The 19,707-nt window shown below is 39.2% G+C and carries 23 protein-coding genes; 10 read left to right on the forward strand and 13 right to left on the reverse strand.

The window, feature by feature from the left end:
* Nucleotides 1–6 precede the first annotated feature (6 nt).
* The 7 genes from BLS35_RS04850 to BLS35_RS04880 all read left to right on the forward strand — a co-directional run bounded on the left by BLS35_RS04850 (nt 7) and on the right by BLS35_RS04880 (nt 3,734).
* The gene (locus BLS35_RS04850; protein ID WP_090778964.1) at nt 7–474 is read left to right on the forward strand and encodes an SRPBCC family protein; all 468 of its coding nucleotides are present in this window, start codon (nt 7–9) and stop codon (nt 472–474) included.
* Between the two features lie 2 nt (nt 475–476).
* Nucleotides 477–932, forward strand: coding sequence for a sterol desaturase family protein (locus tag BLS35_RS04855; RefSeq protein WP_090778380.1), 456 nt, complete (start codon nt 477–479; stop codon nt 930–932).
* Nucleotides 932–1,618, forward strand: a complete 687-nt coding sequence (locus BLS35_RS04860; protein ID WP_090778382.1) for a lycopene cyclase domain-containing protein — start codon at nt 932–934, stop codon at nt 1,616–1,618. Before BLS35_RS04855 ends, BLS35_RS04860 begins: the two co-directional genes overlap by 1 nt.
* 157 nt (nt 1,619–1,775) lie before the next feature.
* Nucleotides 1,776–2,423, forward strand: coding sequence for a DUF6266 family protein (locus BLS35_RS04865; RefSeq protein ID WP_090778384.1), 648 nt, complete (start codon nt 1,776–1,778; stop codon nt 2,421–2,423).
* 83 nt (nt 2,424–2,506) lie between these two features.
* Nucleotides 2,507–2,878, forward strand: coding sequence for a hypothetical protein (locus BLS35_RS04870; protein ID WP_090778386.1), 372 nt, complete (start codon nt 2,507–2,509; stop codon nt 2,876–2,878).
* Entirely contained in the window at nt 2,797–3,342 is a 546-nt protein-coding gene (locus tag BLS35_RS04875) for a C40 family peptidase (RefSeq protein WP_254778676.1), read from the forward strand. Before BLS35_RS04870 ends, BLS35_RS04875 begins: the two co-directional genes overlap by 82 nt.
* 53 nt (nt 3,343–3,395) lie before the next feature.
* Complete coding sequence (locus tag BLS35_RS04880) at nt 3,396–3,734, forward strand: hypothetical protein (protein ID WP_139205881.1); 339 nt, start codon at nt 3,396–3,398, stop codon at nt 3,732–3,734.
* A 56-nt stretch (nt 3,735–3,790) separates the two neighbouring features.
* Here BLS35_RS04880 and BLS35_RS04885 read toward each other — a convergent pair whose 3' ends face one another.
* Complete coding sequence (locus BLS35_RS04885) at nt 3,791–4,378, reverse strand: hypothetical protein (protein WP_090778390.1); 588 nt, start codon at nt 4,376–4,378, stop codon at nt 3,791–3,793.
* A 138-nt stretch (nt 4,379–4,516) separates the two neighbouring features.
* On the opposite strand from BLS35_RS04885, the gene BLS35_RS04890 reads away from it, so the two are divergent.
* On the forward strand, nt 4,517–5,005 hold the full coding sequence (locus BLS35_RS04890) for a helix-turn-helix domain-containing protein (protein WP_090778392.1): 489 nt from the start codon (nt 4,517–4,519) through the stop codon (nt 5,003–5,005).
* A 1-nt stretch (nt 5,006) separates the two neighbouring features.
* Here the strand turns inward: BLS35_RS04890 and BLS35_RS04895 are convergent, their stop codons facing one another.
* Complete coding sequence (locus BLS35_RS04895; RefSeq protein ID WP_090778394.1) at nt 5,007–5,600, reverse strand: dihydrofolate reductase family protein; 594 nt, start codon at nt 5,598–5,600, stop codon at nt 5,007–5,009.
* 100 nt (nt 5,601–5,700) lie between these two features.
* Nucleotides 5,701–6,060, reverse strand: coding sequence for a DUF1801 domain-containing protein (locus BLS35_RS04900; RefSeq protein ID WP_090778396.1), 360 nt, complete (start codon nt 6,058–6,060; stop codon nt 5,701–5,703).
* Nucleotides 6,061–6,207: 147 nt separating this feature from the next.
* On the opposite strand from BLS35_RS04900, the gene BLS35_RS04905 reads away from it, so the two are divergent.
* Nucleotides 6,208–7,272, forward strand: coding sequence for a DUF2652 domain-containing protein (locus BLS35_RS04905; protein WP_090778398.1), 1,065 nt, complete (start codon nt 6,208–6,210; stop codon nt 7,270–7,272).
* Here BLS35_RS04905 and BLS35_RS04910 read toward each other — a convergent pair whose 3' ends face one another.
* The 6 genes from BLS35_RS04910 to BLS35_RS04935 all read right to left on the reverse strand — a co-directional run bounded on the left by BLS35_RS04910 (nt 7,273) and on the right by BLS35_RS04935 (nt 12,620).
* A complete protein-coding gene (locus BLS35_RS04910; protein ID WP_090778400.1) occupies nt 7,273–7,731 on the reverse strand; it encodes a DUF4112 domain-containing protein in 459 nt (152 codons plus the stop codon).
* A complete protein-coding gene (locus BLS35_RS04915; RefSeq protein WP_090778402.1) occupies nt 7,728–8,189 on the reverse strand; it encodes a hypothetical protein in 462 nt (153 codons plus the stop codon). The genes BLS35_RS04910 and BLS35_RS04915 overlap by 4 nt, the downstream gene beginning before the upstream one ends.
* A 72-nt stretch (nt 8,190–8,261) precedes the next feature.
* Entirely contained in the window at nt 8,262–9,677 is a 1,416-nt protein-coding gene (locus BLS35_RS04920) for an RtcB family protein (protein ID WP_090778968.1), read from the reverse strand.
* Between the two features lie 7 nt (nt 9,678–9,684).
* On the reverse strand, nt 9,685–10,740 hold the full coding sequence (locus BLS35_RS04925) for a DNA polymerase beta superfamily protein (RefSeq protein WP_090778404.1): 1,056 nt from the start codon (nt 10,738–10,740) through the stop codon (nt 9,685–9,687).
* Nucleotides 10,730–11,491 (reverse strand): nucleotidyltransferase domain-containing protein, encoded by a 762-nt coding sequence (locus tag BLS35_RS04930; protein ID WP_090778406.1) that lies wholly within the window; start codon nt 11,489–11,491, stop codon nt 10,730–10,732. The genes BLS35_RS04925 and BLS35_RS04930 overlap by 11 nt, the downstream gene beginning before the upstream one ends.
* 34 nt (nt 11,492–11,525) lie before the next feature.
* A complete protein-coding gene (locus tag BLS35_RS04935; protein WP_090778408.1) occupies nt 11,526–12,620 on the reverse strand; it encodes a slipin family protein in 1,095 nt (364 codons plus the stop codon).
* 932 nt (nt 12,621–13,552) lie between these two features.
* Between BLS35_RS04935 and BLS35_RS04940 the strand changes: the two genes are divergently transcribed.
* Entirely contained in the window at nt 13,553–14,578 is a 1,026-nt protein-coding gene (locus BLS35_RS04940) for a helix-turn-helix transcriptional regulator (protein WP_090778410.1), read from the forward strand.
* 87 nt (nt 14,579–14,665) lie between these two features.
* Here the strand turns inward: BLS35_RS04940 and BLS35_RS04945 are convergent, their stop codons facing one another.
* The 4 genes from BLS35_RS04945 to BLS35_RS04960 all read right to left on the reverse strand — a co-directional run bounded on the left by BLS35_RS04945 (nt 14,666) and on the right by BLS35_RS04960 (nt 19,697).
* Nucleotides 14,666–16,078 carry a M16 family metallopeptidase gene (locus tag BLS35_RS04945; RefSeq protein ID WP_090778412.1) on the reverse strand — a complete coding sequence of 471 codons (1,413 nt, stop codon included), beginning with the start codon at nt 16,076–16,078 and terminating at the stop codon, nt 14,666–14,668.
* 17 nt (nt 16,079–16,095) lie between these two features.
* Nucleotides 16,096–17,136 (reverse strand): TlpA disulfide reductase family protein, encoded by a 1,041-nt coding sequence (locus BLS35_RS04950; RefSeq protein WP_090778414.1) that lies wholly within the window; start codon nt 17,134–17,136, stop codon nt 16,096–16,098.
* Complete coding sequence (locus BLS35_RS04955) at nt 17,133–18,203, reverse strand: TlpA disulfide reductase family protein (RefSeq protein ID WP_165973222.1); 1,071 nt, start codon at nt 18,201–18,203, stop codon at nt 17,133–17,135. The genes BLS35_RS04950 and BLS35_RS04955 overlap by 4 nt, the downstream gene beginning before the upstream one ends.
* Nucleotides 18,204–18,278: 75 nt before the next feature.
* Entirely contained in the window at nt 18,279–19,697 is a 1,419-nt protein-coding gene (locus BLS35_RS04960) for a RagB/SusD family nutrient uptake outer membrane protein (protein WP_090778416.1), read from the reverse strand.
* Between the last annotated feature and the right edge of the window lie 10 nt (nt 19,698–19,707).

Here is a 19,707-nt window from a genome sequence, read left to right on the forward strand (position 1 = left end):
AAAAAAATGATTTATCAACTTAAAAGAGCGCAACAACTATATTGTGATATGCAAAGTGCCTGGGATTTCTTTTCTTCGCCACACAATCTTTCGCGTATCACGCCGAAAGAAATGGGCTTTGTTGTATTAAGCGATCTACCTGAGGGCGATATATATAGAGGAATGATTATCGATTATACCGTTTCCCCTGTGCTGGGTATTCCGCTGAAGTGGCAGACTGAAATTACGGAGGTTAACTACCAAAAAAGCTTCACCGATTTTCGAAAAAAAGGTCCTTACAAGTTGTGGAGACATCATCATGAATTTATCCCAAACCAAAATGGCGTTTTGATGGTAGATACTGTGGATTATGAATTGCCATTTGGTGTCATTGGCAAGATGGTGCACAGTTTGATGGTAAAGAAAAAACTGGAACATATTTTCGACTACCGCAATCAGGTTTTGGAAGCGATATTTAAACCGTTAAAACATTAAAGATGAATTTCATTATCCTACTGATCACATTTATATTGATGGAGGCTGCCACCTGGTTTATCCATAAGTATATCATGCATGGTCTTTTATGGGTGTTGCATCACGACCATCACGACCACAGTACTGAGGGTTCTTTTGAGAAAAATGACTACTTCTTTGTGATTTTTGCTTTACCGGCTATTGCTTTGATCTATTTCGGTTTCTTAAATCATTTCAATTACTTGTTTTACATAGGACTGGCTATTACGCTTTATGGAATGGCCTATTTCTTTGTGCATGACATCTTTATTCACCAACGTATTAAATATCTGGCAGATACCCAAAATCCTTACTTACTGGCTATTCGCAGGGCACACAAACAACATCACAAACACCTGGGCAAAGAAGAAGGCGAATGCTTTGGTTTTTTGTATGTCCCAATGAAATATTTCAAGATGTATTATAAAAAGAATAAGTAATGAAACCCTACACTTACTTGTTAATCAATTTACTGACCATCAGCATTTGCTTTATTTTCTCTTTTGACAAAAGAATCCAGTTCAATAAGCATTTTCCGGCCTTTCTAAAAGCGAGTATTTTAGTGGCTATTCCTTTTATTGCCTGGGATGTATGGTTTACCGCTCATCAGGTATGGTGGTTCAATACAGATTATACTACAGGCTTGATGCTTTTGGGATTGCCTGTTGAAGAGTGGCTTTTTTTTATCTGTATCCCATTTTCATGCGTGTTTACCTATTTCTGCCTCGACAAATTCTTCAATCTGACCTGGCTAAGTGGCTTTAACAACATCATTGTTTTTGTAAGTGTGATCGTATGCACGGTGATAGCATTATTGCATTATGATAAGTCCTACACCTTTGTAACCGCTATCGTAACAGCTGCAACGCTAATTTATCTACATTTTGTAGTCAGGGCGGCCTGGATTGGTCAGGCATCTTTTGTGTTTGCTATTCTGATGCTGGGATTTTTCCCTGTTAATGGCGTTTTGACTGGTACAGGCTTGGAGTCGCCAATTGTAAATTACAATCCGAAGAGTTTCTTAAATATTCGGATCCTTACTATTCCAATAGAAGATGCTGTGTATGGCTACACCCAGTTTTTACTGAATATCTACTTGTTTAAAATGTTTCAAAAACAAATTTAGACCGAGTTCCTTTCTATACCCCCGGCAATGTTTCGGCAATATGCGGCAAGTGCCTCCCAAGTGCTAGGAATCTGGTTTTTAACGCAATATGTTTGTCTCGTTGACTTGCAAGGAACAACGAATTCACAGATTTATTAATGTTTTAAAAACCATTATTATGGGAAAATTATCAAGAGGATTCCTGGGCGGATTTCAGGGACAATTAGGAACAGCATACGGCTGTTTCTGGAGGCTGATGGACTTAGTTAAGGCGATGCCTCGCAAAGTAAAAAGAGCACCAACCGAAAAGCAACAACAAGTGCAACTGCGTTGGACGCTAATGACTTCATTCCTAGCCATGTTTAGTGAAATCATCAAGATTGGCTATAAACAAGCAGCCGTAAATGGGCAGTCGGCAATGAACGCAGCAGTATCTCACAATCTAAAAAATGCTGTTACCGGCGTGGCGCCAGATTACACGCTTGATTTTTCTAAGCTGATGTTTAGCAAGGGAAAACTGGCTTTACCAATTTCTCGTGCAGTTGTAGTAGATGGCGATGCTGAGGTTCGGTTTGAATGGGGCTTAGAAATCGAAGGTAACGGGAAAAGTCATCCTACCGACCTGGGGACATTTATAGCCTACAATCCTACAAAGAATCAATATGTATGTTTAGCTGGTGAAATCCCAAGATCCGCGCTAAAATACACCATGCCAATGCCGCTTGACTTTAGCGAAGACAGAGTAGAATGCTACATCTTGTTTGTAAGCGCAGACGGTAAAGCGGTAAGCAACAGTGCCTACATAGGCAACATTCCAATCGTTTAATCACTTCCTTTTAGGGAAAGCGTATGTAGCTTATATGGCTGCCTGCTCTTTCCCATTAGGAACAATCTAAAAACAAAAAAGACATGAATACGATATACATTAAAAAGTCAGTGCTTTTACCAGAGTTTAAGCAGCTGGGCAAGTACCTGTTGTTGGGATTGCTATTAACCTTATGGGTTGCATTGCCTAAGTTAATGGGATTTGATGAAACAACAGGGTACATAGACCCTTCAATTTGGTTGCTGATCCTACTGTCGCTAATTACCTTCTTGGTATTAGTAGCGACATGCTGGTGGTTATTGCAGCGGTTCTGGATGGCTTTGGGACTACCCGCTTTAGCATTAATGGTTTCACAATTTAAATTTTTGGAGGTATGGCAACAGCTAGGATTTTACTTTGCATGTTTTTCCTTGCTTTTGTTGGCCGGAGTGGGCTGCCTGGTAGCAATACTGTAAAGAACGACACAGAAACACTGATTGCTATAGCGCAATCGCAAATTGGAGTTAGAGAAGTCAATGGCAACAATGACGGTCCTGAAGTAGAAGCTTATTTAGCTGTTGCAGATTTGAAGAAAGGAGAACCCTGGTGTGCAGCTTTTCTGAGCTGGATTTTTAAACAGGCTGGATACCAGCAACCGAGAACTGGCTGGTCGCCAGCCCTCTTTCCAGAAGCTAGATGGGTTAAAGCCCCTTCGCGAGGTTTGGTATTTGGCATCTACTTTCCCGCTTTAAAACGCATAGCGCATTGTGGTATGGTAGAGCGGCTTAAAGGATCCTGGCTAGTCTGCATCGAGGGGAATACAAATATCAATGGTTCTAGAGAGGGTGATGGTGTTTACAGAAAGCTCAGGCATGTGAAAACCATTTACCGTTATGCAAACTGGATGAATAATAAAAAGAAGAAAGGAGTTTTACGATGAGGAATATGCGATTCTTTTTAAAGGTGTTTCTGTTTATCTCAATGGTAACACTAATGATTTCTCAAAGCTGTAGCTTATTTAAGAAAACAACTAAAACGACCGTAAATGACAGTCAAAGCAGCTTGAAATCTAGCGACTTTAAGTGGCTGAATATTAAAACAGCGAATAAAGAAACCAACGTTTATACCTATTGGGATAGCGGTATGGTTTACCAGTATCAAAACATCCGTGAACAAGTAGATCAGGCGGAATCTGCAGGGTTAAAAATAACTGATGAGGCTATTACCAAAAAGAATCTGGTGGTAAAGGAATCGAAGCCACCTGTTTTATGGATTTATACAGGGATAGGATTATTACTGATTGGTGGACTGGTTGTTTATTGGAAGCGTTAGATTATAGAAGAAACACTCTATAATTGGTCATTATCGAGTGTTTCTTCTATAATTTTTTAAGAGTTTTTAGGGCTAACGTAAAGCTTTATTTTAAAAACTGGTTTATATTCACTAGACTTAAAAGCATACAGTTCTATCGCCGTATTTTCCTTGGTAACCCAACTATCAGATTTACTTAGTTCTTCCGGCCCATCACCCTTTAAAAAATCAGCAAGTTCGCCCTTAGAGGTACTAGCGCCGTACCTAGCCGTTAACAACTTCAAAAGTTCATTATACTTCTGTATAAAGGCTTTTTGCATCACTAAAGGTTTAACGCTGGCCTTCTGATCTCCATAATTCGTTACATCCCATTCGTACTCCACTGTATGGATCAAAGAATCCTTTTCAGTAAACACATAATTCACAATCAAATCCGGCTTATCTTTTTGTACCCTTCTGTACATGATAGGCATTGCCATACCGCCAGGAATTATAATATCGCCATCTGTTTCATACAATTTTCCATTGTTTTTCTCTTCCAGCTTTTTAAAAAAGCTCATCTTCTTCCCTACTATATCTGTATAAATATCCTGAGAATAAACAGGATCAACCTGTAAAATCAATAAAGAAAGTGTTGAAAGCGCAATCAGTAGTATTTTTTTCATTTTTATCTAAGCATTAATTCATACCAATAATACTTAAAATAAATATAGGTAGAAACAAAAATGCAGAACTCCTTAGAGGTTATTGTAAAATAATTAGAGAAGTTTGTAATGTCACACGTACAATCAACATATATTGGTATGAAAACAGCAGAATTAAAATACACTATAATAAAAACCAAAAGTCAATATGATGACTATTGCAAACAATTAGAGGTTCTGGTAACTCAAGATATCACTAATGACCTCCAGGATGAAATTGATTTAGTTAGCCTATTGATAGAGAAATATGACGAGAATAACAATACTTTTCAAGAATCAGAACCTATATCTCTCCTCCGTTCATTCATGTCAGATCATCATTTAAAACCTCAAGACATGACAATAATTTTAGGAATTAGCAAAGGGTATGTTTCAGACATCCTAAATTACAAAAAGGGACTCTCAAAAGACGTAATTAGAAAGTTAGCTAATTACTTTAAAGTAAGGCAAGAAGCATTCAATAGGCCACACAAATTAATATTTCCAGCAAATACTCATTTGCGGAATTCCAATGTCATGAATAATCCTAAAGATGAATATATGGATACTGATCTGGTTACCAGAACATTTCAGAAACCGATAATGTAAATTAAGCACTAACAGTACCTGTTTGAACTTCTCCCGCCCGCTTGTAATTGGCCATAATCACTCCGCTTGGACTAACTACACTCTCCACTAATGTAAATGCTCCCGGAATCGCATCATTACTAAACAACTTTTTTCCTTTACCAAGCAGCACAGGGTGAATGTTCAGCCAAAATTCATCTACCAGATCATGCTTTAATAACAGCTGAACGAGCTCACTGCTACCCCAGATTTTGAGGTCGGGACCATCTGAATTCTTGAGGTTTTCAATGTCTGCCACGCTGGTAAGGAACACGCTATTTTTCCAATCTGACTTATTCATGGTATTGGATATCACATACTTTGTAACCTCGTTTACACCTGGCCAATAATCAGCATGCTCGGGCCAGTAACCCGCAAATATTTCAAAGGTTTTTCTGCCAAGAAGTAGATCTGCGGGTTCCATCTGTTTTTGCATAAGCTTACCAGAAACTTCATCCTGATAAGGTGCAGTCCAACCGCCATAATTGAAACCATCGGATGTATCTTCCTCAGGTCCCCCAGGTGCCTGCATCACTCCATCTAGGGTGATAAATGATAAAACAGTTATTTTTCTCATAATATTGATCTTTTAGTGGATATAAACTTCCCAAATAAAACCCATAAGTTATTCTGATGTTTGGCTGACACTCTATATCTATACCTAGAATTCTCCGTTCTTATTTTTCCATCAACTCAATCCACTTATTCACCATTTTCTCAATCAGCTCTTTATTTGCTGTCACTTGTTCCATAGAATAAAACTTTGCATAAACTTTTCCTTTTGTGGCTTCTTCAAGGAAGTCAGATTTTATATTGAGTAATTCCCCTTTATGGAAGATAAGCGCCACATAATTTTTAATCCTGGGGTTGAAAGTGGCCAGATCCTCTTTGTAGAAAAAGCTCGGGCCTCCCCACTTTACATCTTCTTCTATTTTAGAATTTGCATTGACAATGATTGCTCTTACTGCTGCCATTTCGGCTTTCAATGGGTGTTCGAGCTTGGACATAAACTCATCTACTTTCTTCGTATTACTCATCTTGTTTAGTTTTTAATGTTAGTATCAAATATCGAGATCTCTTGTGCTTCAAAGGAGGTGTAAATACGACAATCATAATGGGTGAACACGACATTATACCAACCGTTTCATTTGAATCAATTTTATTGTTTGTAACTTTAATACCAAATGGAAACAAAAGGTCTGCTTTTTATCCCTGACATTAGCGGTTTTACTCGATTTGTATCAGAATCAGAAATTAACCACAGCCGCATAATCATACAGGAATTGCTCGAATTGCTCATTAATGCAAATCAAATAGGGCTTGAAGTCTCCGAAGTGGAAGGCGATGCCATTCTTTTTTACAAATTTGGCGAACCTCCACAGCTAAAAGAACTGTACAAGCAGGTGGAGAAGATGTTTTGCCTATTTCACAAGAGTCTAATGGCTTATGACCGAAGGAAGTATTGCCAATGCCAGGCCTGTATTTCCGCATCGAACCTCTCCTTAAAAGTAATTACACACTACGGTGAGTTTACGGAGTACAATGTAAAGAATTTCAGCAAGCTGATCGGTAAGGATGTTATCGTTGCACATCAACTTTTGAAAAACGACATCGCGCAACATGAATATTGGTTGGTCACGAGAGAGCTACTGAAGGATCACCCTCCTGCTGATTTTACAACATGGATGAATTGGAATGACAGTATAAAGCAGACTGAATCTGGGGAAATACACTTTCATTATACACAACTGAGCGAATTAAAAAATGAAATACATGATGACCCTCTACCTCAGTTAGACCTCTCCAGTAAAAGAAAAATACTCAGTGCGTCAAGAGTATATGAAACTGACATCATTACGCTATTTCATGTTGCAGGTGCATTTGAATATCGCCATCTCTGGTGGGAAGGTGTAGAAAAAGTTGAGGAAGTTAATCACTCTTTACCGAGGGTAGGTATGCAGAGTATATGGACATTAGCTAATGGAAAAATGCTTTACTATTCCAGCAGCTACTCTTATACTGATGACAAGGTTGAATTTAGTGAAACGGATGAAAAAGGTGATCAAGTGACTTACTTCACGCTCTTAAAAGTGGCGGAGAATGAAACAAAACTTACTATAGATGTTTATAAAACCAGAAATTGGTTTACAGATTTTATTTCAGGATCATCAGCTCAGAAAAAACTGGAATCTATGTTTAATAAGTCATTAGAGAATATCATTCCGTTGTTAAAAGAGATTCCTTTATAATCAAATCGATGTCCATAACCATACAGCTAACTTGTACAAACCATAACACAGTAAAGCCAACACCAGAATAAGCACAACAATGACAACTAGAACCGTGTTTTTGCCGCTGCCCTGATGCTTGCCCTCCAAATAGTGTGCTTTCATCAATTCAATATTCCGGGAATTGGCTTTAAAAAAGAAGTCGAAAATTTGACCAACAATAGGTATAGCACCTATTGTTGCATCGAGTAAAATATTTAGCGTCATTAATACGACAAGTTTACTACTTGCTCCTTTTTTAACGATCGCGAGTAGCAATCCAGCTGAAACTACCAGTCCGGCCATATCGCCTGCAATAGGAATTAAATTAAGGATAGGATCTAGCCCAAAACGAAATTTCGTGCCTGGGAATCTAAACTGCTCATCCATTAAATATGAAATCCTGCTGAGTAATGGAAATTTGTTGCTATTGTCGTTCATTTTAACACCCCTTCAAATTCTATTTGGAAAGCTTTAGTAAAAATAGCCATATTCTCGGTTACCGATTTCTGGTCATTGATCCAGTCCAACTGGATCTCCAGGGGAACTTTAGCATTTTTTAGATTCAACACCAAATAGTTAAACGTACCACCCTCATCCTCTTCCTTTCGGATTGCGTAACTGCGCAATCTATTCCAGCTATAGAAATACTGTTTATACTTAATACCCTCGGGATTCAGCTCCAATACTACTGCATTGCTAAATGTATTCCAGGTGCAATAAGCAGACAAGAGTATCCCTGCAGCCAAGAAAAACCAAGCCAAGGAGACGCTTCCATCGTCTTTAAAAACGAAATAAAGCATGCCCCCCAATAGCAATGATACTACAGCAGCAACAGTGTATGCAACTTTATGTTTTTTAAATTGTACAACGGTTAATTCTGTGGTGTTAGCAGTCATAATGGAGATTCCGCGTCTGTTGACTATTCATAAATTACCTTTTAAGGTACGGATAATTAAACATAATTCCAGTTAATCCTCACGACTACCATCATCGGCCATTCTTACCATTTTAGGCGTAAATTTAGCGACTACATCAATCAGCTCTTTTTGAGCTTCCATCACGAGATTGATATCTTTGTAAGCCATTGGAGCCTCGTCCAGGCCTGCACCGATTAAGGTTACGTTATGGTCTTTCAATATAGTCCTCATTTCATCTTTAGTGATACTTTTGATGGCCTTTGAACGACTCATTTGTCTACCGGCACCATGTGAAGCTGAGTTAATCGCATCAGAAACACCTTTACCTCTAACCAGGAAGCCTGGGGCCGTCATCGAGCCCGGAATAATTCCCATCACACCTTTGCCCGCTGGTGTAGCACCTTTTCTATGGACAATAACCTCTTCGCCGTTCCAGGTTTCCTTCCATGCAAAGTTATGGTGATTTTCAACCTTTGCCAATACTTCGGCGCCTACTGCCTTGCTGAGTTTGTTATGGATGATTTCATGACAGGCGGAAGCGTAGTCCCCAGCCAGATTCATCGCTAACCAATATTCCTGACCAGCTTCGGAATTTAGATCCAGGTAAGCCAGGTTAGCAGCTTCAGCAGGTAATTTGCAGTTTTCTTTAGCAAGCTTGGTGTAATAACCGGCTAATGTTGCACCAAATCCACGTGATCCGGAGTGGGTTAACAGCGCCAGATAGCTACCTTTCTCAATGTTCAAGACCTCATCTCTTTTTTCAAACTCAATAATCCCCCATTCCGCGAAATGGTTTCCACCTCCGGAGCTTCCCAGTTGCGAGTAGGCTTTATCATGAAGGTTCTTGATAAAGGGTGTTAAATTAAATTCATCCCTGGTTAAGACCTCATGATCAGATTTGTATCGCCCGTGAAATCCATGTCCTGCACCAAACTTGGTATGGGCAATCAGTTCCCTTTTAAATTTCGCTTCATTTTCATGGAAGTGAGCCTCGGTGATGTCAAATATAGAGAGCGCCATTCGGCAACCGATGTCAACGCCCACACCATATGGAATAATCGCATTACGCGTCGCTAAAACACCGCCAATTGGCAAGCCATAACCTTGATGCGCATCGGGCATTAATGCACCTGCAGCAGTTACTGGTAGACGCATCGCAATGTTCATCTGTTTTCTTGCCCCCTCTTCAATATGCTCAGCTCCATATAAAGTATAAGGCAGCGCGTTTTCCATTAATGAGATCCCGGGTTCAATCTTGTTTTCTTCTATAATTTCTGTCGCCAGGTTTTTCATGATTTCATCATTTAGGAAATCCTCTGGGTTGTCTTTTACTGTTTTAAGTAAAGCTTTAAGCTCCTTGATTGATAGTTCTGGTAAATACGTTGCTGTTGCTAAAGCAATACCAAGTATTTTGCCTGGAGTATAACCAGCTTCTAGCAGGTCATTTCCGTTTATTTTTGTTGTCATTATTTCTTTAATAAAGTTCATTCCTCATTTCGATAAGGATGTTTTCTAGTTTTTGATGATCAATGCTTTCAGGAAGCATAGTCTGTTCGTAGGCTAAATCTATTTTTTGTATAAGCGCTTCAGACTGTGCAAGCAAGGCAGTATATTCAAATTCTCCTGATCGGATAGCTAGTAATTCTTCCCGGTTTGGTCGCTTTACATGTAATTCTCCGGTTTTCAAAAGCTCTTCTGTAACCTGAAGAAGCCTGATCGTATGCATCATGTTTTTCGAATCATAGTCCTTGCCATGCTGTTTGTTGTCCATGTATCGATCTTCATTTCGTTTATCTACCCAGTCCCAATATTCCTTAAATTCTTTGCAGTACATCGAATAGCTTTCTGCATTGAAAGATAAATAACCAATTTCCTGCTCTCCTCTTGGTACCGACGATAGCGAGACTTCATTTGCAGCCTCATTTACGGCTATCCCTTTATAGTTAAATTTGCTTTCAGCATCGTAAAATAGGGCAAACAATCCCTTTGCATGGGGAATACTAACCAGACCGCATCGCTCCTGGCTATAGTTTCTTTTCTCTAGCCAGAACTTGAGGGCTACCGAAGTATAGCCCTCCAACATATAACAGAAATCTAATACAGCAGCCCTTTTTTGAGGCATTGGATTTACGATTTTCTTTTTTAAGCCTTTTGCTTTTCTTACCTGTGTTATTGCATAACCAGCAAAGGTCTCTTTGCTGGTTTTTGACAGAAACATATTGATGTTTAGCCTATCCATTAATGGGTGCTTGTACAGTATGCAGTCTGCCGGACTAGCTAGCATTTCGAGGATGTTAGGATTACTTTTGATCAACAAATCCATAAATCTGCCTAGCTCATAATACACCTCATCATTGCTTTCATTACTGACTTGAGGGATATAACTGAGGCCATAAAATTCTGAGCGTGGCAAATAAAACACTCCCTTTAAATCGGTATCTGATTTTGAAGTAGCAAGGCCATAAGCACGACTTCCACTGATACACTCAAAAAGTAGTAATCCTTTATCTTTTATTTCTTTAATTGTCATAAGCTTTGATCATTTTTAAAAAGAATGTGTCCAGTAGCGCGAAATCGAATTTTGCTTTTTCTATTGTTTTAACTGCTTTACTACAAAGTTCCAACTCCCTTTCGATCCAGTTTTTCAAGTCCTCGTCAATTTTTACCGCCAAAGCTTCAACAGCAGTCGTCTTAAATATAACCAGATCCTTAACGATATCCTGCAAGTTTTGGGGCATTAATTCCAGCAAAGGATCTATTGTCATTGGTGCGATCCCCTTTTTCTCGAGGCACCATTTTGCTGCAAGCAGTGGACGCAGCACATAAAATAATTTCTTTATGCTGATCTCATTGTTGTTAGCCATGGTGCTCAGCGCAGCTTTTCCTATGCCAAGATAATGATGAGCATTTATTCTCTGAGAAAAGAAATGTTGACTCAATGCCCATAGATTGGATCTAAACCCCTCTACTTCCCGATAAACAATAGGAGATTGAAGCCATTCAAAAGGCGTCGTATTTGATTTTCCAGTCAATTGTAAAACCTTTTTTAGGTCCCAGCCATAGATGTCAAGTTCATCATTTATCGGAAACCCAAGGTGATCTTGTTTTTCTGCGACAGATAAATAGAAATCTGCTGACCTTACATAGATAAATCGTACATCAAAATCACTGTCCGGAGATGGGAATTGCCAGCCCCGGCTTCCAGATTCGCAGGCAAAAAGTATCCTTAGCTGATGTGTATTTTCTATTTCCTGCAATTGATTAAGTATTCTTGTTTTCATTTTCGTTCTTTTAAAGGTAAGGCCTGGGCCCTACCTATTTTACAAATATTTGTTTCAACTGATCAACGATCTGCCCGCTTCCGGACAAACTGATCGTGTTGATCTTCTCTGCGATCTTTTCTACATATTCCATTTCTTTCAATTTGTAGAGCATCGCATTATCTTCCATTAACTTTGCCGTATTTAACAAACTTCTGGTCGACGCAGTTTCCTCTCTGCGTGTGATTAAATTGGCTTGTGCTCTTTTCTCGGCAATCAAAACCTGGTTCATGATTTCCTTGATATCTCCTGGCAATACGATGTCTTTTACCCCACAGTCTACCAGTTTCACGCCTAAACCTTCAGCTTTGCCTGCACAAATGTTCAAGATGCTTTCAGAGATCCTTTCTTTATTTTCCATGAGTTCATCGAAAGTCATTTTTCCAACGATTTCCCTTAAACCCAATTGAATGCTGACATACAATTGCTTGTCAAACTCTTTATTTTCCAATAAAGCTTTCATCAGCTCAGTAACCTTGTATTGCATGCTGAAATTGATACGCAACTGTGCTTTATCTTTCGTCAGGATTTCCTGTCCGATGATTTCCATGTTCAATTGACGCATATCTGTCTTTAAAACCTGAATTGCAGTTCTGTTCTTCCAGAATATGTAATTACCTGGTTCCATCACTTTTTCAAAATTCCCGTCCAGCATCAGCAAGCCTTTCTCATAATTTTCTACTTTGAAAACTCTGATATAACCTGCCAACTGAGGCTTCTCTATCGTATTTTTATCAATATCTGCTGCAATTTCGTAATTATCCAAATTGGTAGTAACAAATGAATAGTTGTTTAAACCTTTCCAGAATGCATATTTTCCTGCAGTCAATACCTGTTTGAAATTCTTGTTTTGATAAACCAGTACCAATTCATTGTCTGCCACCTCTACGGTAGTTACCAATGCTTCAAAATCTTTATTCAATAACAGAATATCTAGTTCTGTAGTGGCAATGAATATTTTTGCCATATCGTAAGTGATTACTGATTCTCCAAAACCCAACCAATGGTTTCCGACAGTCAATACACGTTTAAATTCATTTTTTCTGTAAACCAACCCCACAGAATTGGTATTAATCATTACTCTTTTCATATTTTCTATTTTTTTGGGTTGCTATAATTATTCCTGACTTAAGGAAGGAGAGATATCCGCTTTATTGATCTGCTCCTTCCTGCGTCGCTGTTATTTTTTTTAATAAGCACGTTCAAAAGACATTCATCTGTTTTATGCGGAGGTACAAATGATACTCGGTTTCTTTTTAAAGCAGCTATTCTATTCTTTAAAGATCTCGTTGAACACGCTGAGCGCGTTGAGCGCGTTGAGCGCGTTTTGATCTTTCGAAGAACCGATAGCAGCAATAAAATCTGCCTTTCTATATTGTACCTGCAAAGCATAAATCAAACTGCTTTATGGCATGGAGCATTATTTCCATAGAGCGGAATGTCTTTCTTGGTGCTTTTGGCAATGGAACATTTGAAAAGTGTTCCTTCTTTTTCGGGACCTAAATCCGGTGCATTACCATTTTGCTACTCCATACGCTGGAGGCAGGATTCGAACCTGCAATTGATTTGTTACTCTACCCCTGAGTTATCCTGTTTGACCAGGAGCAGGATTCGAACCTGCGACCCACAAATTGGACAATCAGCCATTTTAAACATCAGAATATTGTCGCTGAACAGCGCAATACTATGGAGCCATCAGAGACTCGCAACTGTGGATGTTTATCCTTTCGATTGCCATTCCCTTTCGGGAATATCTTAAAGTACTTTCGTACGTTTTATTTTTTCAAAGAACCTGTCTTATTGTTGACATTACAAAGATGCATGGGGTACTACGCAGCAGATTTGCGCAATAAAAAATAAATTTTGAATTATTTATATACCACTGTAATTCAGCGCAATTAATTTACACTATTCGCTTTTTTACTAATTTCTATTTCAATTACGCAATTCTATTGCGTAGTGAATTTCATTTCATATCTTTATCTAATGCCGATTTTGATTTATTAATCCCTTAAATGCGCTATGTCAGTAAATAAACTTGCCTTAATTCGATATAAAACCATTGATGAATGCCTCAAAAACAGGTTTAGAAAATGGACGCTGGATGATATCATTGAAAAAGTAGCTTCCAGACTATACGAGTACGAAGGGATTACATCTGGGGTAAGCAAGCGTACCATTCAAGCTGACATTCAATTGATGCGCAGTGATAAATTGGGATACAACGCCCCTATTGTAGTTTCTGACAGGAAATTCTACAGTTATAGTGCTTTAGATTATAGCATTACTAAAGTTCCAATCAATGATGGTGATGTAGAGAAAATGAAAGAAATTGTTGGTGTGCTTAAACAGTTTAATGGCTTTAATTACTTTGATGAGATGAGCGACATGATTGCCAAGCTGGAAAACAACCTATATAAATCCACCAACCCCAGTAAAAACTACATTCAATTTGAAAGTAATAAGCAACTGCGGGGATTGGAATACATTAACCCACTTTATCAGGCTATTCTTCAGCAAAAATCACTACTGATTGTGTACCGGTCATTTAAAGCGTTGCAAGCCAGTCAGAGTATCTATTTTCCTTATCTTTTGAAAGAATACAGGAATAGATGGTTTGTGATTGTGAAGGCAAAAAAAGGTGCCCAATTGCTCACGCTCGCTCTTGATCGGATCATCGAATTTCAGGAACTGCCAAATGAACCTTATGTTGAATATAAAGGAGTTGACTTTGAACGCTATTTTGAAGATTTACTGGGCGTTACCAAATCAGAAAGAGATCGAGCACATAAAGTTATCTTAAAAATAGATAAACGAACTGCGCCCTATATACTAACTAAACCATTGCATCATAGTCAGCAAGTGTTGAAAGAGGAGCCTGATGGTTTGATCTTTAGAATTGATGTGGTATTAAACTTTGAGCTGGAAAGGGAAATTCTTGGCTTTGGCGAATGTATGAAAGTACTGGCGCCACGAAACCTGGCTTCCAGAATAAAAAATAGGCTTTTTCAATCTGCCAAACAATACGAAACGGATTACTCCGAGTAATGATTAAAAAAATCAGAATTAAATTCATCAATCATAAATAGAAAGGGTAAGATGATCGGAAGGATCATCTTACCCTTTCTATTTTAACTATTTCTTTGGGGCAGGCAACAAAACTGCTTGAATGTAATTACTGCCGGTTAAAAATTCATTCGCAGCCTGTTTTACCGTTTCTGTACTAGCCTTATAAAAGTAATAAGGATAATGTACAATTTCGTATGGATCGTCGCCATTCACGTATTGTAAGGCTAGGTAATCGCGCCAAAAAATATAATCGAAAGTTTGTTTTTTGAGTTCGCTTTTTCTCAAGGTCACGTATTGCTTCAGCTGCTCAGGTTTTATACCCTGTTTCAAATCGGCTATCGTTCGATTAACCATAGCCAACAATTCATCAACCTGCTGTGGCAAACACTTAAACCCAATATTTATGGAATAGCTTTGCTTTGGAAACTTAGTTAAGGTAAGTGTCACCGAGGCTTTACTTGCGCCGCTAAAGGCTTTAAGGGTATCCAAATTTTTCTCCAATAAATAAGACAAAACCTTTAATTGCAAGTTTACAGAATCGCTGTGTTGGTACTTCCCGCTATAAACCAATTGCACCGCTGCCAATGGCAAATGGCCATTGTAGACTTTTTTATAAATCTTGCCGTTCGGAATCTCGTTGTTCCTGTCAACTTGTGCTTGCATAGCTGCCTTTGAAGGTAATGCATTGAAATATTGAGCCATCAGATCAATAACCTCATTGGATGGCTCATTAAAATCATCCACTTTGAAGTTTCCGGTAAACACAAAAGTATAGCCCTTGATACTACCGAAGCATTTGCTGAAAATATCAAATGCTTTATCCAGGTTAATTGCTTTGATATTAGCCGCACTGAGGGTATTGACTCTTTTTTTATTCGTCTTTACTAACGCATTAACCGTATCCTGTAAAACATTGTACGGATTTTTATAATAAATCGCAGCGCTCTTGCTAAGATTCTTGATATACGTATCGAAATAAACTTTATCCTTTTTAGGATGCGTGAAATACAGGTAAATGGCTTGCAAAAAGGTTTCCAAATCGGCAGGCATACAGCTGCCTTTTAAGGTGCTATAGTTTTCTTCGATATCAGGAGTTAAACTGATATTTTTTTGTTTAAAAAACTGACTGATTTCGGATCCGCTAAAATCCCCCACGCCACTGTTGCCAATAATAGCTCCTGCATGTATAGCTGATTGAAAATCCTGATCATCTACTAAGGAGGCACCGCCAGGACAGATGGCACTCATCTGTATATCTTTACGACTGTCATCGGCCCTTATTACCACCTTTAGACCGTTTGCCATGGTATATTCGTAGAACTTGATTTGCGAATTCTTGTACATCTGGGGTCTTGTTTTCTCAATTATCGCAGGTTTTGTTTTAAGCAATTCCCTAATTCTGGATTGCCCAAATACCTGATTACAGAAAAAAGCAAGGCTCAGCAATAGCATTACAATGCTATAATTTCTCATTTTCATATTCTATGATTTTCAGGTTATTTAATGAATTTTTCTAATGTAGATTCCAGCAATTCGCCACGAAGGTTAGTCGCGATCACTTTTCCATTCGGATCGATCAGAAAGTTGGCAGGAACTGCATAAATCTGATACTCACGCGCGATGGGATCTTCCGGGCCTAGTATATTAGATACGTTGATCCAGGGAACGTCATCGTTTTCCAGTGCAGAAATCCACAAGGATTTATCATGGTCAATAGAATAACCTAGTATCTCAAAGTTTTTGTCTTTAAACCGAGTATAAGCTTTCTTTAGATATGGAAATTCGCCGCGACAAGGTATACACCAGGAAGCCCAAAAATCAACCAGTACGTATTTGCCCCTTAAATCGGAAAGCTTAACGACTTTCCCTTCCGGAGTTTTTGAGGTAAAATCAGAAAGTGTACCACCAATTACCAAATGCCTAACGTTTTCCAGATATTTGCTATAAGCCAGTCCCTCCTTCGAGCCCTGAATCTGAGGCGAGAATAGACTAAACAAATTCGCTATTTCAGGAAATTTGGTCGGGAAACGTTGTACCTGGCCAGTACCAAAAATATTTAAAAAAGTTCTAAACGCCATTCTAGAATCCGGGTATTGCACAATTAACCTTTTTAGGATCAACAGAGATTGATCTACATCTTTTGTGCCTGATAAGCTATCCCTCATCACTTGATAAAGCTCAGTTTGAACAGAACCTGTAATCTTTGAATCTGGGAGCGCGCCTTGCACATCTACCGTAATTCGCTCTCCTTTTTTTATAAAAAGTGTCAGTTGCCGATCTGGCCTCCTGCTTTGGCTATTTCCAATAGCCAAAGTTGCAGAATTATAGTTTCCATCCTTCATTGTACCCGAGATCTCAAACTCAGCGTTTTTGATCTCCACAGAATCGGTACGGCCAGCCGTTCCGTCGTTATAATTGAGGTAAACTTTTTTTAGCGCAGTCATCGGACCGCTAACCTTGCCTTTGATGGTAAAATTGCTTTGTGCAGACAATACCACCGGGCATAAAACTAAAAGACTTATGATTATTCTCTTCATTTCAGTAATTGTTTTAGTTTACTTTCAAGCATTTCCCCTCTAAGGTCTTTGGCGACAATCTTCCCTGTGGGATCGATCAGCAGGTTACTTGGGATACCTTCGATACCATAACTGGTAGATACCTCATTTTTCCAACCCTTTAGATCTGACAATTGTGTCCAGGGCATTTTATCATCACGGATAGCCTTTTTCCAATTGGCTGCTTTATCGTCCAGTGAAATCCCAACAACCGTAAATCCTTTGTCTTTATAGGCATTGTAAGCTTTTAACACATTGGGATTTTCTGCGCGACATGGTCCGCACCAGCTGGCCCAAAAATCTACCAGCACATATTTCCCTCTAAAACTGCTTAGCTTTACCTGTTTCCCGCTCGTATCAGCCTGTATAAAATCGGCCATTTGGTTTCCTATCAGGCTTTTTTTTAAGGTTTCCAGTGTTTGGCTAAGCTTTTTACCCGCTTCGGTCCGTTTAGCCGACTCATCAAGCTTATCATACAGGGGTTTGACCTCAGCATAACCATACGAGGTACGACCTGCTATCAGGTATATGCTGAAAAAACTTTTGGGATGATCAGCTATAAATTGGTTTGCCCTCGCCTTCTTTTTTGTTTTAAGCGCTTCCCTTTTTTTGTTTAATTCCTCTTTTTCCTGTGCAGATGCCTTACCATATGCAGTAGATAGGAACGCTTCCTGATCTGTCAGATCTTTGATAAATTCGCCAAATGCTTTTGCGTCATCCTGCATAGGAGATCCGGTTAATTTGTACGCTTCTGAAGCTTCTTTAGTCCCTGTAAGCTTACTATGACCCGGCCCTATAAAATAGGAGTAACTGTGGTTTTCTATAACCAGTGAAATTAGTTGCGGTCCGGTTAAGTTTGTCTTCCAGGTAAAAACATCATTGATTACTTTTACTGAATCGGCTTTGAATACACCATTGTTATTGGTGTTGATTTTAACGGTTGTCCCGGACAAACCTTTGATCTGGCCTGTAAGCGTTGTATTTTGAGCCTGAGCTACTGTGCCTAACAGGCACAGTAAAACGAGCAAGGTATTGCTAAATAACTTCATTTTTATCTGTTTAAATTTTGTGATGATGGTTTCCCACCCTATTTTTTTGTATGTGAATGGTTGGTAAAAGAATGCTTAATTATATCCCAGATTCTGGCTTAATTGATTATTCAAATCTCTTTGCGCCTGCGGTACCGGGTATAACGCAGCATCAGGTATGTACCCCGTCTTTATTGCACCAAGAACTGCGGCGGCTGTACCTGTTCTTTTCAGATCATACCACCTGTTTGCCCATTCACAAAAAAGCTCTGTTTGTCTTTCTTTCATAATCGCATTGAGTACAGCAGCTTGCGATGTAACATCAGCGGTACTACCCAATAAACCAGCACGGAGACGAATGATATTTACATCTGCTAAAGCTTTCCCAAGATTGATGGCGCCGCCAAGATGTGCAGCAGCTTCGGCACGGATCAGGTACATCTCAGCCAATCTTAATACCATTTGATCTTCTGCAGGTGCAACGGTTGACAAGCGATTTTTATATTTATAAGGGTAATATTGTGTTTGGTTTACCCCGTTAACAACCCTTACCTTTGAACCAGTCCAATTTACAAGGCGCTGATCGGTAGCTTCGAAAGCACCTAATAAAAATGGTGTTATGATATAATTCGGAAACGAATTAACGGAAGCGGGAACAAAAGCTACTGCATCTGGCACTCCATTGCTAAATGCCTGAGCTCCGGGTATTTGCCAGATAGCTTCGGTACTTCCATTCAAAAATACTTTAGTGAGACCCGTTTGGACCAGGTTGTAACCACCCATCCGAATAACCGAATCGGCCCCATTATAAGCGCTTTGCCAGTTACCCAGATATAAATTAACTTTTGCCTGCAAGGCTATTGCCGTATATAAATTTGGCCTTGCCCGCCCTGCTGAGGGGTAGCTTATCGTTAATTTTTTACGGGCATCTGCCAGGTCGGACATGATCTGGCTATAAACAGCTGCAACCGGACTTCTTGGTAAACGGCTTGTTGTATTATAGTCTGTTGTGGTAACAAGCGGCACATCGCCAAAAAAGTTAACCAGGCTAAAATAATACAATGCACGCAGCACTTCCATTTCGCCGGTAATTTGATTTTGGAAGCTTGCCGATAGATTACTATTGTTGGTGATACCTCCCAATACCGCATTTACCTGATAAATCCCTTGATAAATATTTCCCCATAAGATGGCTGCCCCACTGTTTACCGGGGTCAGGGAATAGTTATAAAACTGCTGATAGTCGTTAACCGGCACATAGGTTAATTCGTCGGCCGAAAGTCCGGGAAAAGCCGTAAAAGCCACATTGCTATAAGCGAAACCACTCCCATTACTGTTTAATGCATAAACCCCGGTAACAGCGGATAATGTGGTTAAACTATCGGCAAATTGTACCTCCTGTGTAATCGCAGAAGGTGGGTTAGGGATCTCTATCAATTTTTTGCAGGATGTAAATGATGTGACAACTACCAAAAGGCCGGTCATTAATATATATACTTTGGATATCGTTTTCATATTCTTTTTG

Source organism: Pedobacter sp. ok626, from assembly GCF_900100435.1.
GTDB lineage: Bacteria > Bacteroidota > Bacteroidia > Sphingobacteriales > Sphingobacteriaceae > Pedobacter.

Bases quoted from the DNA above. Each gene is read 5' to 3' on its own strand.
- BLS35_RS04850 (WP_090778964.1), top strand. From the start codon at position 7: ATGATTTATCAACTTAAAAGAGCGCAACAACTATATTGTGATATGCAA.
- BLS35_RS04855 (WP_090778380.1), top strand. From the start codon at position 477: ATGAATTTCATTATCCTACTGATCACATTTATATTGATGGAGGCTGCC.
- BLS35_RS04860 (WP_090778382.1), top strand. From the start codon at position 932: ATGAAACCCTACACTTACTTGTTAATCAATTTACTGACCATCAGCATT.
- BLS35_RS04865 (WP_090778384.1), top strand. From the start codon at position 1,776: ATGGGAAAATTATCAAGAGGATTCCTGGGCGGATTTCAGGGACAATTA.
- BLS35_RS04870 (WP_090778386.1), top strand. From the start codon at position 2,507: ATGAATACGATATACATTAAAAAGTCAGTGCTTTTACCAGAGTTTAAG.
- BLS35_RS04875 (WP_254778676.1), top strand. From the start codon at position 2,797: ATGGCAACAGCTAGGATTTTACTTTGCATGTTTTTCCTTGCTTTTGTT.
- BLS35_RS04880 (WP_139205881.1), top strand. From the start codon at position 3,396: ATGATTTCTCAAAGCTGTAGCTTATTTAAGAAAACAACTAAAACGACC.
- BLS35_RS04885 (WP_090778390.1), bottom strand. From the start codon at position 4,378: ATGAAAAAAATACTACTGATTGCGCTTTCAACACTTTCTTTATTGATT.
- BLS35_RS04890 (WP_090778392.1), top strand. From the start codon at position 4,517: ATGAAAACAGCAGAATTAAAATACACTATAATAAAAACCAAAAGTCAA.
- BLS35_RS04895 (WP_090778394.1), bottom strand. From the start codon at position 5,600: ATGAGAAAAATAACTGTTTTATCATTTATCACCCTAGATGGAGTGATG.
- BLS35_RS04900 (WP_090778396.1), bottom strand. From the start codon at position 6,060: ATGAGTAATACGAAGAAAGTAGATGAGTTTATGTCCAAGCTCGAACAC.
- BLS35_RS04905 (WP_090778398.1), top strand. From the start codon at position 6,208: ATGGAAACAAAAGGTCTGCTTTTTATCCCTGACATTAGCGGTTTTACT.
- BLS35_RS04910 (WP_090778400.1), bottom strand. From the start codon at position 7,731: ATGAACGACAATAGCAACAAATTTCCATTACTCAGCAGGATTTCATAT.
- BLS35_RS04915 (WP_090778402.1), bottom strand. From the start codon at position 8,189: ATGACTGCTAACACCACAGAATTAACCGTTGTACAATTTAAAAAACAT.
- BLS35_RS04920 (WP_090778968.1), bottom strand. From the start codon at position 9,677: ATGACAACAAAAATAAACGGAAATGACCTGCTAGAAGCTGGTTATACT.
- BLS35_RS04925 (WP_090778404.1), bottom strand. From the start codon at position 10,740: ATGACAATTAAAGAAATAAAAGATAAAGGATTACTACTTTTTGAGTGT.
- BLS35_RS04930 (WP_090778406.1), bottom strand. From the start codon at position 11,491: ATGAAAACAAGAATACTTAATCAATTGCAGGAAATAGAAAATACACAT.
- BLS35_RS04935 (WP_090778408.1), bottom strand. From the start codon at position 12,620: ATGAAAAGAGTAATGATTAATACCAATTCTGTGGGGTTGGTTTACAGA.
- BLS35_RS04940 (WP_090778410.1), top strand. From the start codon at position 13,553: ATGTCAGTAAATAAACTTGCCTTAATTCGATATAAAACCATTGATGAA.
- BLS35_RS04945 (WP_090778412.1), bottom strand. From the start codon at position 16,078: ATGAAAATGAGAAATTATAGCATTGTAATGCTATTGCTGAGCCTTGCT.
- BLS35_RS04950 (WP_090778414.1), bottom strand. From the start codon at position 17,136: ATGAAGAGAATAATCATAAGTCTTTTAGTTTTATGCCCGGTGGTATTG.
- BLS35_RS04955 (WP_165973222.1), bottom strand. From the start codon at position 18,203: ATGAAGTTATTTAGCAATACCTTGCTCGTTTTACTGTGCCTGTTAGGC.
- BLS35_RS04960 (WP_090778416.1), bottom strand. From the start codon at position 19,697: ATGAAAACGATATCCAAAGTATATATATTAATGACCGGCCTTTTGGTA.